The organism is Mycobacterium sp. DHQP2018-32-09, assembly GCF_058148405.1.
Genome location: NZ_JBYVYK010000158.1, coordinates 1 through 431, shown reverse-complemented (window position 1 = coordinate 431; position 431 = coordinate 1). Strand labels below are relative to the sequence as shown.

Genomic DNA, 431 nt, shown 5'->3' with positions numbered 1-431 from the left:
GGAAGGTGAGGTCATTCCAAGCGAGGGCTACTCGATGGTTCTGAACGGTGCGGGTCCGTCGGTCTCCGTGAAGGTCGCGGTACATGCCGGGTCTATCGCTGTCGGCAGGAGGGTCCCCAGCCACCGGCTCCACATCGACTTGCGGGAGGCCACGTCCGCCGGCATCACCAGCGAAGTGGGCGACGCGGTGTGCGCGGCCGTCGCGTCCGCTTGGCGACCTGCGACGCTGACGCTGACCGACTCCGCGACCAATCGCCTTGCGCGCCGCGGCGGTTGGAAGATCGGAGCCGGCTACCGCACCTGGATCAGCTCCGAGGTCGGTGCGGTCAGCCGCGTTGCGGACGGGCTCACGGCGTCGGAACTGGCTGGGGGAACGTTGATCTCGGCGCCGGACGACTGGTCCGCCGAGCAGGTGGTCGCCGCGATGACCG

At 69.4% G+C, this 431-nt stretch carries 1 pseudogene; it reads left to right on the top strand.

Annotated elements, in window-relative coordinates:
• Positions 1–34 precede the first annotated feature (34 nt).
• Positions 35–431: pseudogene (locus AC30CM_RS27135) on the top strand (hypothetical protein); the annotation flags it as partial.